This is a genomic window from Candidatus Streptomyces philanthi (assembly GCF_059553635.1).
The window spans coordinates 1-9,311 of record NZ_JCANQV010000236.1 but is presented as its reverse complement, the minus strand read 5'-3'; the positions used below and the strand labels follow the sequence as shown (position 1 = coordinate 9,311).

At 72.5% G+C, this 9,311-nt stretch carries 8 protein-coding genes; 4 read left to right on the top strand and 4 right to left on the bottom strand.

Annotation, left to right across the window (positions count from 1 at the left end; translation table 11 throughout):
• The coding region (locus AC51EU_RS22810) for a hypothetical protein (RefSeq protein WP_496268903.1) at positions 1–195 on the top strand (195 nt) is incomplete at its 5' end.
• Between the two features lie 83 nt (positions 196–278).
• On the opposite strand, the gene AC51EU_RS22805 is transcribed toward AC51EU_RS22810, so the two are convergent.
• Positions 279–857: a methyltransferase family protein gene (locus AC51EU_RS22805; RefSeq protein WP_496268902.1), complete on the bottom strand. Its 579-nt coding sequence runs from the start codon at positions 855–857 to the stop codon at positions 279–281.
• A gap of 313 nt (positions 858–1,170) precedes the next feature.
• Between AC51EU_RS22805 and htpG the strand changes: the two genes are divergently transcribed.
• The gene (gene htpG / locus AC51EU_RS22800) at positions 1,171–3,084 is read left to right on the top strand and encodes a molecular chaperone HtpG (protein ID WP_496268901.1); all 1,914 of its coding nucleotides are present in this window, start codon (positions 1,171–1,173) and stop codon (positions 3,082–3,084) included.
• A gap of 174 nt (positions 3,085–3,258) precedes the next feature.
• Here the strand turns inward: htpG and AC51EU_RS22795 are convergent, their stop codons facing one another.
• Positions 3,259–3,996 (bottom strand): TetR/AcrR family transcriptional regulator, encoded by a 738-nt coding sequence (locus AC51EU_RS22795; protein WP_496268900.1) that lies wholly within the window; start codon positions 3,994–3,996, stop codon positions 3,259–3,261.
• A 97-nt stretch (positions 3,997–4,093) separates the two neighbouring features.
• Between AC51EU_RS22795 and AC51EU_RS22790 the strand changes: the two genes are divergently transcribed.
• A complete protein-coding gene (locus AC51EU_RS22790) occupies positions 4,094–5,779 on the top strand; it encodes a CocE/NonD family hydrolase (RefSeq protein WP_496268899.1) in 1,686 nt (561 codons plus the stop codon).
• A gap of 12 nt (positions 5,780–5,791) precedes the next feature.
• Here the strand turns inward: AC51EU_RS22790 and AC51EU_RS22785 are convergent, their stop codons facing one another.
• Complete coding sequence (locus AC51EU_RS22785; protein ID WP_496268898.1) at positions 5,792–7,171, bottom strand: FtsW/RodA/SpoVE family cell cycle protein; 1,380 nt, start codon at positions 7,169–7,171, stop codon at positions 5,792–5,794.
• Positions 7,159–8,340, bottom strand: coding sequence for an LCP family protein (locus AC51EU_RS22780; RefSeq protein WP_496268897.1), 1,182 nt, complete (start codon positions 8,338–8,340; stop codon positions 7,159–7,161). The genes AC51EU_RS22785 and AC51EU_RS22780 overlap by 13 nt, the downstream gene beginning before the upstream one ends.
• Before the next feature lie 117 nt (positions 8,341–8,457).
• On the opposite strand from AC51EU_RS22780, the gene AC51EU_RS22775 reads away from it, so the two are divergent.
• Complete coding sequence (locus AC51EU_RS22775) at positions 8,458–9,135, top strand: response regulator transcription factor (protein ID WP_496268896.1); 678 nt, start codon at positions 8,458–8,460, stop codon at positions 9,133–9,135.
• The last annotated feature ends 176 nt before the right edge of the window (positions 9,136–9,311 follow it).

The window sequence follows — 9,311 nt, the reverse complement described above, 5'->3', positions numbered from 1 at the left end:
GACGGAAACACCACAGGACCGTCCGCCACCCGGAAGACCTCGGACCACACGGCCTCCGACGGTTGGAGCATCAGCGGCAAGTACGGGAAGCACGACGAGTGCCTCAACGCCGGACGGCAAGGCGTCGAACGGCACGCGTGGAGCGAGTACCAGTGCGCCAACGCCCTGTACTGGATTCTGTGGACCAAGCGCTGAGCCGCGAAGGCCGACGGAGCGCCCCACCTGCCGAGCGGGTGGGGCGCTCCGTCGCAGCGCCCCGGGCGGCTTCCGCAGACCCGTCACCACACCCCCGGAACGAGCCTCCGCGTCCGCGCCGCGTAGGCGCGGTAGTCCTCGCCGAGGGCGTCGAGCAGCATGCGTTCCTCGACGCGGATGCGGTAGGCCACGGCGATGACGCAGCACGCGGTGAACAGCAGCCAGGAGGCGGCGTTGCCGAAGAGGACGGCGAAGGACAGGGCGGTCAGCAGGATGCCGCTGTAGGCGGGGTGGCGCACCCACCGGTACGGGCCGGAGGTGACGACCCGGTGGCCGTGCTGGATGTGGACGGTGCTGCGGAAGAACCGGCCCAGGGCGATGATCGCCCACAGGCGGAGGGCGATACCGGCCCAGGCCGCCGGCAGCAGCACCGTCCGCAGGGCCAGGCTCCGGGTGTCGTAGGACAGGGCGGGCAGCGCATCGCGCACCGGTGCGGCGAGGGCGATCCCGGCCGCCGCCAGTACGCCGAGAAGCAGCAGGCTGCGCCGCTCGGTGCGTTCGGTGGCCTCGCTGCGGAACCGCTGCCGTACCTGGAGCACCCCCTCGGCGGCGAGCCAGCCCCAGAGAGTGCAGGTGAGGGCGGTGTCGACGGCTCGGTGCATGGGACGGTCTCCCCTCGTCACGGGTGCGGGCCCCGTGGTGGGGCGCCGGTTCCACGGTGGCACCGTTGCCGGGTGGAGTGGTTCCCCCCGTGGGGGGAACGCCGGGTGGAGATCCGGGCCGGGAGCCACCGGGCCGCGAGGAGACACATTCCGTCACCAATGGGCACATTCGGTACGCCGCGTGTCAGCCGTGCGCGAACCCGCGGGCCGGGAGCGGGGCCGCTGCCGGGAACCAGGACCGCGTGGCGACCGGCTGATCTAGAGTGCCCAGGTCAGTTCCGTCACCTGGTGACCCGAGAAGGAATCACGGATTATGCCGACCGAGACGTTCGAGTTTCAGGTGGAAGCGCGCCAGCTTCTGCAGATGATGATCCACTCGATCTACTCGAACAAGGACGTGTTCCTGCGTGAACTCGTCTCCAACGCCTCCGACGCGCTCGACAAACTGCGTCTCGAAGCCCTCCGCGACGACTCCCTCGACGCGGATGTGTCCGACCTCCACATCGGGATCGAGGCCGATGCGAAGGCCCGCACGCTGACCGTGCGGGACAACGGCGTCGGCATGTCCCACGACGAGGTGGTCCAGCTCATCGGGACGATCGCGAACTCGGGGACGGCGAAGTTCCTGCGGGAGCTGAAGGAGGCCGAGGACAGTGCCGCGGCCGAGGGATTGATCGGACAGTTCGGCGTCGGTTTCTACTCCAGCTTCATGGTGGCCGACGAGGTCACGCTGCTGACCCGGCGCGCGGGCGAGAGCCAGGGCACGCGCTGGTCGTCGACCGGCGAGGGCACGTACACGATCGAGACGGTCGACGACGCGCCGCAGGGCACCGCCGTCACGCTCCGTCTCAAGCCGGTGGACAACGAGGACCGGCTCTACGACTACACCTCCCCGTGGAAGATCAGGGAGATCGTCAAGCGGTACTCGGACTTCATCACCTGGCCGATCCGGATGGCCGGCGAGGCCGCCGACGGCGCGGAGGACGGCGACGACGGCCCGCGGGAGCCGGAGACGCTGAACTCGATGAAGGCCCTGTGGGCGCGCTCGCGCGACGAGGTCACCGACGACGAGTACCACGAGCTGTACAAGCACATCAGCCACGACTGGAGCGACCCGCTGGAGACCATCCGTCTCCAGGCGGAGGGCACGTTCGAGTACCAGGCGCTGCTGTTCATCCCGTCGCACGCGCCGCAGGACCTGTTCATGCAGGGCTACAAGCGCGGTGTGCAGCTCTATGTGAAACGTGTCTTCATCATGGACGACTGCGAGGCGCTGATGCCTCCGTACCTGCGGTTCGTCAAGGGTGTCGTCGACGCGCAGGACCTGTCGCTGAACGTCTCGCGGGAGATCCTCCAGCAGGACCGCCAGATCCAGTTGATGCACCGGCGTCTGGCGAAGAAGGTGCTGTCGACGGTCAAGGAGATGATGACCGCCGCCTCGGAGCGCTACGCCACGTTCTGGCGGGAGTTCGGCCGCGTCCTCAAGGAGGGGCTGCTGAGCGACTTCGACAACCGCGACGCCATCCTCGGTGTCGCGTCCTTCGCCACGACCCACGACGAGACCGAACCGACCACGCTGCGGCAGTACGTCGAGCGGATGAAGGACGGCCAGGAGCACATCTACTACCTGACGGGCGAGTCGCGGCAGGCGATCGAGAACTCCCCGCACATGGAGGCGTTCCGGGCCAAGGGCATCGAGGTGCTGCTGCTGACCGACCCCGTCGACGAGGTGTGGGTCGAGGCGGTCCCCGAGTTCGACGGCAAGCAGCTGCGGTCCGTCGCCAAGGGCGAGGTGGACCTCGACGGCGAGGACGGCGAGAAGGACGCGGCCGGGCGCGAGGAGCGGCAGGAGGAGTACGCGGGCCTGCTGTCGTGGATGACGGAGCGGCTGGGCGAGAGCGTCAAGGAGGTGCGGCTGTCCTCGCGTCTGACGGTCTCCCCCGCCTGCGTCGTCACGGACACGCACGATGTGACGCCGGCGCTGGAGAACATGTACCGGGCGATGGGCCAGACCGTGCCGCAGGTCAAGCGCATCCTGGAGCTCAACCCGGGGCACCCGCTGGTCAGCGGCCTCAACAAGGCGCACGCCGAGCGCGCACAGGACCCGGGTCTCGGCGAGACCGCGGAGCTGCTGTACGACATGGCGCTGCTGGCCGAGGGCGGCGAGCTGAGCGATCCCTCGCGGTTCGTGAAGCTGGTGGCGGACCGGCTGGAGCGCACCTTGTGACCTGCCCCGCGGGCCCGTTCGCCGTCCGGGTCGCGGGTGTCCGTGGGACGGCGTGGGCCTGCGCGGTCCGCCGCTCCGGACGGTGATCCGGCGGCGGACGGGAGGCCGGTGGGCCGCGTCCCGGTTTCCGGGGGCGCGGCCCACCCGTATCCGCTCGCCCGGCCCCGGGCCGTGTCACGCCGTCGCGGCGAGCCCGTTGATGACGCGGTCGAGGAGGCGGTCGAAGACGGCGTCGGGGGCCGGGTCGCGGGCCGGCTCCGCCAGGGCCCGCGCGAGTCGGGGGTATCTGTCCTCGGTGACGGCGGACCGCAGGTGGCGGGCCTGGGCGTCGAGGAGTTCGCCGGGGGTGCGCCCCGCGGCGCCGGACGCCCGTTCCTGGGCGAGTTCATGCGCGACATGGCCGGCCACGAATCCCGTGACGAGGCTGAACGCCTCCAGTCCCGCCTGGGCGTCCGTGTCGAGGGGGGCGAGGACGGCGAGGGCGTGCTCCATGACGACGAGGGTGTTCGGGCCGAGGGTCTGCCGTGCGGGGAGCGCGGCGGGCAGCCACGGGTGGCGCCGCATGATCGCGCGCTGTTCGTGGGCGAGGCGCCGGAGGTCGGCGCGCCAGTCGCCGGTGGGTTCGGCCGGCGGCCGGTGGTCACCGCTCACGTGGTCGATCATGAGCTCCAGCAGGGTCTCCTTGTTGGGGACATAGCTGTAGAGGGACATCGTGCCCGCGCCGACGCGGGCGGCGACCGCGCGCATCGTCACCGCGGCGAGTCCCTCGGCGTCGGCGAGGGCGACGGCCTCGGCGGTGATCGCGGCGCGGTCGTACGCGGGGGGCCTGCCCCGGCGGGGGCGTTCGGCCGGCGCCCAGAGCTGCTCGGGGTCCACTCCGGCGGGGCGGCCGGATGCGCCTGTAGGGGCCACGGTTCCTTCTCCTTCTCTCCCGGGTCATCCAACCACCCGCTATTCTCGTACAACGTACGGAAATAAGTGTGGGACCAGGCCCCGGAAGCGAGGCACCATGACAACGACGACGCACCGCCCCTCCGCACACCGACCTCCTCCGCTCCTACGGGCCATGACGCCCCGGCGCGGCATGCCGCCCAGGCTCCACGACATCGCCCGGGAGACCCGCCTCGTGGTGCCCGCCGCCGACGGCACCCCGCTGCTGACCGACCACTACTTCCCCCTGGCCGACGGCGACTTCCCCACGCTGCTGCTGCGCTCGCCGTACGGGCGGGGCTTCCCCTGGGCACCGATGTACGGGGTGCTCCTCGCCGAACAGGGCTTCCATGTCGTCCTCCAGAGCTGCCGCGGTACCGGAGGGTCGGGCGGGGAGTTCACCCTGTGGCGCGCGGAGGCCGCCGACGGCCTGGCCACCGTCGCCTGGCTGCGCCGGCAGCCCTGGTTCTCCGGCGCGCTGGGGACGATCGGTCCCAGCTACCTCGGCTACGTCCAGTGGGCGCTCGCCCTGGACCCGCCACCGGAGCTGCGCGCGATGGTGGTCCAGCTCGGGGTGCACGATCTGCACGGCTACTTCTACCCGTCGGCGGGCGCGTTCGCGCTGGAGAACTCCCTCGTCACCGCCATGGGTGTGACGCACCAGCACCACGGCGTGCCGCACTTCCTGCGCGCCGCCCTGCGGTTGCGGCGCCACCTCCGGAGGATCACCCGCACGCTGCCCCTCGGCGAGGCGTACCCGGCCGGGCTGGGCGGACGGGTGCCGTTCCTGGAGGAGGCGATGGCGCGCCCCGACCCCGGTGACGCGTCCTGGCAGGGTGCCGACGCCGGGCCGGCGGCCGGCCGCGCGACCGTGCCGACCGCTCTGATCGGCGGCTGGTACGACGTGAACCTCGACCAGACCCTGGAGCAGTACGCGGGGCTGCGGCGGGCCGGCTGCGACACCACGCTGCTCGTCGGCCCCTGGACCCATCACTCCGCCCTCGCCCAGGGCTGGCCCGAGGTCTTCGCGGAGAGCCTCGCCTGGCTGCGGGCCCATCTGTCGGACGACCCGTCCGGCCTGCGCGGTACGCGGGTGCGGGTCCACGTGGGCGGCCGTCGCGCCTGGCACGACCTGCCCGACTGGCCTCCCCCCTCGGCGGACCGCCGCTGGTATCTCGGCGGCGACGGCACCCTGGGCCCCCACGCGCCCGGGGAGGCGGCGGCGACGCCGTCCTTCCGCTACGACCCGGCCGACCCGACGCCGTCGCTGGGCGGCCCGCTGCTGTCCCGCCGGGCGGGGGCCCTGGACAACGCTTCCTTGGAGGCCAGGGACGATGTGCTGACCTTCACCACGGCACCGCTCACCGAGCCGCTCGACGTCCTCGGGCCGGTGCGCGCGGAACTGCGGGTCGCGGCGGACACCGGTCACGCCGATGTCTTCGCCCGGCTCTGCGACGTCGGCCGTGACGGCCGGTCGGTCAACGTCTGTGACGGGCTGCGGCGTCCGCGTCCCGCCGACGCCGCGGGGGACGCCCCGGCCGGTGTCACGGTGGCGATGAGCTCCACCGCCCACCGCTTCGCCGCCGGGCACCGTATCCGGTTGCAGATCAGCGGGGGCGCCCACCCCCGCTTCGCCCGTCACACCGGCACCGGTGATCCCCTGGCGACGGGGACCCGGCTCGTCCCGGCCGAGGTCCGGCTCCACCACCCGTCCGCGCTGGTCCTTCCCGTCACCGACGGGAGCTGCCTCGGGGCGCGGTCCTGACCCGCGCCCCGGTCATGCCGTCCCGCGGACGCGCCGGCGCCGGGGCCGTTCGCGCGGTGCGGCGGTCCGGGCCGGCGGGCCGTGGTGGTGGCTGATGACGAGGAGGACGGCGACCAGGAGCCAGTTGGCGAGCATCGCGGAGCCGCCCTGGGCGAGGAACGGCAGGGCCTTGCCGGTGAACGGCATCAGGCCCGTCACTCCCCCGGCGACGATGAACACCTGGAGCGCGAGGGTGGTGGACAGCCCGGCGGCGACCAGCTTGCCGAAGGGATTCCCCGCGGCGAGCGCGGTCCGCAGTCCGCGCTCGGCCAGCAGCCCGTAGAGGAGCAGGACGGCCGTCACCCCGGCGAGGCCGAGTTCCTCGCCGACGGTGGTGAGGATGAAGTCGCTGCGGCCCGCGAACCCGATGAGGTCCGGCCGGCCCGCCCCGAGGCCGGTCCCCGTCATGCCTCCGGAGCCGAAGCTGAACAGCGCCTGCGCCGCCTGGTCGGAGATCAGGCCGGCCGGGCGCCGCTCGGGCGGCAGATAGATGTCGAACGGGTGCAGCCAGGCGACCACCCGTCCCTTGACGTGGGGTTCCGTCGTGCCGACGGCGGCCGCGCCGAGTACGGCCAGGGCGACGCCGCACACCACCCAACCGGTGCGTTCGGTGGCGGTGTAGAGCATGGCGATGAAGACGCCGAAGAAGAGGAGGGAGGTGCCGAGGTCCCGTTCGAGGACGAGGACGAGCATGCTCAGGACCCACACCGCGGCCAGCGGGCCGATCTGCCGGCCGTGCGGCAGCGTCATGCCCAGCATCCGGCGGCCGGTGAGGGAGAGGGCGTCGCGGCGGAGCACGAGGTAGCCGGCGAAGAACACGACGATGGAGATCTTGGCGAACTCGCCCGGCTGGACGGAGACCGGCCCGAGGTGCACCCAGCGCTTGGCGCCGTAGGTGTCCCCGGGGAAGAAGGCGGGCGCCATCAGCAGCGCGAGCGAGACCGCCATGGTGACGTAGAGATAGCGCTGGAGCAGGCGGTAGTTCCGCAGCGCCACGAGCGTCACGCTGAACGCGGCCACGCCGAGGGCGGTCCACAGGAGCTGTCCGGGGGCCGCGGGGGCGGAGCCGAAGCGGGTGGCGTAGACGGGGTCCAGGCGGTGGATGAGCAGCAGGCCGAGGCCGGTGAGGAGGAAGGCGAGGGGGAGGATGAGGGGGTCGGCCCGTGGTGCCCAGCGGCGTACGGCGGCGTGGGCGGCCGCGGCGAGGCACAGGAGGGAGGCCGTCAGTCCGGGGAGTCCCGGGGGCAGGGAGCCGGTGCGGGCCAGGCCGTCGGCGGTGAGGCCGAGGGCGAGGACGGCGACGGCCAGGGCGAGCAGGGTCGCCTCGGCGCGCCGTGGGTTCAGTCCACGCACGGGACGCCTCCTCCTTCGACGGTCTCCTTGGGACGGGCGGGCGACGGCGCGGGGGCCGGGTGCGGTGCGGGTGCGGTCGTCCCGGTGCCGCGTTCCCGTGCCTCCTTGACGAGGCGGCGTATCTTGTCGCGGTCGACGATGTTGACGTCCTCGCCGTGGTGCTTGGCGAAGCCCTCGACGGGCAGGGTGGTGAACCCGACGTTGCCGCGGGAGAGGTTCTTGGCCTGGTCGAGGAAGGAGAGCACGTCCCATCCCTCGTCGAGGACGACGTTGTCCTTCGCGGCCCTGCGCAGTTCCAGGAGCCGGGCGGGGTGGGCGAGGGTGCCGACGTCGTGGAGCCGGTGCAGGGCGGAGGCGAGGAACGCCTGCTGACGGCGGGTGCGGTCGAGATCGCCGCGGGGCAGGCCGTGACGCTGGCGGACGAAGGCCAGGGACTGCGCGCCGTCGAGGGTCTGTTCGCCGGCGAGGAAGCCGGCGCCGGAGTAGCGGTCCTTGACCGGGTGGTTGAGGCAGACCTTCACCCCGCCGAGGGCGTTGGCGAGGTAGTAGAAGCCGGCGAGGTTGAGTTCGGTGAAGTGGTCCACGGGCACGTCGAGGAAGGTGCGGACGGTGTCGATCTGGGCACGCCGCCCGGCCTCGCGGCCCTCGTGCTCCAGCCGCCGCCGGTCGGTGACGCCCTGGGCGCGCAGGGCGCTCTCCTTGGCGGCCTTCGCCAGCCCGTACGCCTTCTTGATCTTGTCCTGGCCGTGGCCGGGTATGTCGACGAGGTCGTCGCGGGGGACGGAGAAGCCCTTGATCCTTCCGCCGTCGGCGGGGACGTGCAGCAGGAGGAGGGTGTTGGCGTTGTAGCCGCCGATCTCCGAGCTGCCCGCGTGCAGTTTCTCCAGCACCTCCGGGGGCAGGTCCCGGCCGTCGTGGTCCTTCCTGCTGTCCAGGCCCATGATCAGGATGTTGGTGGAGCCGTCGCGGGAGCGGGGCGCGCCGCCGCCGAGCGCGGTGGACGAGCCGATGCTCGCGAAGTCCCGGTAGAGGTACCAGGCCGCGGCCGCGGCGCAGCACACCAGGGCGGCGGTGACGGTCAGCAGGACGCGGGCCGTCCGCCCGCGGCGCGAGGACCGGGCGCGGCGGTGGCGCCGCCGGTCCGTGGTGTCGGCGGGGTGTCGGGGCATGCCGACGATCCTGCGGGCGCGCTCCTGAAAGGTTCCTGAAGATCCTGAGGATTCCCGGGGCGTCTTCAGGAAGCACCCGCACCGGGCCCGGCCCCGCGCGCATGCGATATTTGACCGGTGAAAATCCTGGTCATCGAGGACGAGCAGGCGCTCGCCGACACCCTGCGCCGGGCCCTCTCCTCGGACGGCCACTGGGTGGACGTCGCCCACGACGGGCACACCGGGCTGGACCTGGCGCTGACCGGCGGCCACGACGCGATCGTGCTGGACCTGATGCTGCCGGGACTGAGCGGCGCCGAGGTGTGCCGGCGGCTGCGGAAGCTGGACGACCACACCCTTGTCCTCATGCTCACCGCGAAGGACGGCGAGTACGACGAGGCCGACGGGCTCGACGCGGGCGCCGACGACTATCTGACCAAGCCCTTCTCCCTCGTCGTCCTGCTCGCCCGGCTGCGCGCCCTCGGGCGGCGCGCCAAGCGGGACCGCCCCGCGACGCTCCAGGCGGGCGATCTGACGCTGGACGTCGCCGCACGGCTGTGCCGACGTGGCGGGCGGACCGTCGAACTGACCTCGCGGGAGGCCGATGTGCTGGGGTGTCTGATGGCCGCGGCCGGGAGCGTGGTCCCCAAGCAGGACATCCTCGACGAGGTGTGGGCGCCGCCCGCGGACCTCGACCCCAATATCGTCGAGGTGTACGTCAGCGCGCTCCGCAAGAAGATCGACGCCCCCTTCGGCCGGCACACCATCCGCACCGTACGGGGCGTCGGCTACCGGCTGGCACCCGATGGGCCCTGACCGCCCGCGCCGGCTCCGCCTGCCCCGGCCCCGTACGCTGCGCGGCCGGACCACGGTGGCGGCCGTGCTGACGATGGTGGTCGTGCTGGCCACCGGCGGCGGCTGGCTCTGTCTCACCCTGCGCGGCAACCTCCTGGACAACGCGGCGGACCGTACCGAGCTCGCCGCCCGCAAGG

Coding starts and splice junctions, on each gene's coding strand:
- AC51EU_RS22805 (WP_496268902.1), bottom strand. CDS start 857: ATGCACCGAGCCGTCGACACCGCCCTCACCTGCACTCTCTGGGGCTGG.
- htpG (WP_496268901.1), top strand. CDS start 1,171: ATGCCGACCGAGACGTTCGAGTTTCAGGTGGAAGCGCGCCAGCTTCTG.
- AC51EU_RS22790 (WP_496268899.1), top strand. CDS start 4,094: ATGACAACGACGACGCACCGCCCCTCCGCACACCGACCTCCTCCGCTC.
- AC51EU_RS22780 (WP_496268897.1), bottom strand. CDS start 8,340: ATGCCCCGACACCCCGCCGACACCACGGACCGGCGGCGCCACCGCCGC.